The following is a 1,186-nucleotide window of genomic DNA, read 5'->3' on the forward strand; positions in this document are numbered from 1 at the left end:
ACAAACCCCGGCAAACTCTTCCAGGATTTTTCGCGGCCAGTCTGCTTGCATAAACTTTAACGCAATCCCACCACGAATAACACCTTCCAGGTCAGCTTCATAAGCAGCTGAAATCATTTGACATACAGGGTTAATAAATTGCTGTGGATACTTTTGCACAGCGCCAAAATCCAGTAACACTATTCTATCTTTGCCACTCTCTTCACCAATTCGTATTCGATAATTACCGAAATTTGGATCAGTTTGAATCTCGTGCCAGACGAACAACTCTTGCAGAAACAGCGCCAAAGATGATTTAGCCAGATTATTACGACGCGCCTGAGACAACTCAGCAACACGCTCGCTAGAAACATTTTCACCCTCTTCGTAGCTTGTAGCCATAACATTTTCGCAGGAGAACTGAAAATACACTTTTGGAACAATGAATCGAGGATCATCTTGAAGCATTTGAGAGAAGCGGGCTGTCGTTTCAGCTTCTAGGTGGTAATCTACCTCCCGATGCATCATCACTCTAACCTCTTCCAACCAATCGTTAAACGCTGGTCCTGCAGTAACCACCCTCGCCAAGCGAAGTATTTGTGCGACAGCATCCAGATCGGCATCAATTGCCTGAGCAACTCCCGGGTACTGAACCTTCAAGCAAATGACTTCACCTGTTTCGATTATTTTTGCACGATGAACCTGTCCTAGCGAAGCTGTGCCTATTGGCTCTTCTTCAACTTCAAGCTTATCCATATTCGCTGCGCCAAGGTGCTCGAACAAAACACCTCGAATGACAGGCCATTCCAGCGCAGTAGTATTTTCTTCAAGAGTATGGAGAGCTTCGGTAACTTCAGGTGGCAGAAAGTGTTCGCCATAAAGCGCCATGACCTGCCCGATTTTAACCACACTCCCCTTCAGCATTCCTAACTCACGAACAAGAAAGTGAGCTTGATCCGAAAGTGCCTTTTTGCGCTTTTCAGCTCTAGCCTCTTTGCCGGAAAATAAAGAGGTAGTCATATGACCAGCCATCCGCGTACCGGCCAGTAAGCCTGCTTTAGTCAGACTCAAACGACGCTCAAAGCTACCCGTTTTGATAGCTGAAACTGTTTTATTACTTTGAGTATTAGAGTCTTTCTTGGACTTTGACATAAGCTACACTTTTGGCAGAGATTCGCCCTTCGCTTGTTTATCTGCATGATAAGAA

At 45.3% G+C, this 1,186-nt stretch carries 1 protein-coding gene; it reads right to left on the reverse strand.

Annotation, left to right across the window (positions count from 1 at the left end; genetic code table 11):
* On the reverse strand, positions 1-1,131 hold a 1,131-nt coding region (locus tag A3729_RS27760), incomplete at its 3' end, for an AarF/ABC1/UbiB kinase family protein (protein ID WP_068634505.1).
* Positions 1,132-1,186: the final 55 nt, after the last annotated feature.

It is taken from the genome of Oleiphilus sp. HI0043 (genome assembly GCF_001634935.1).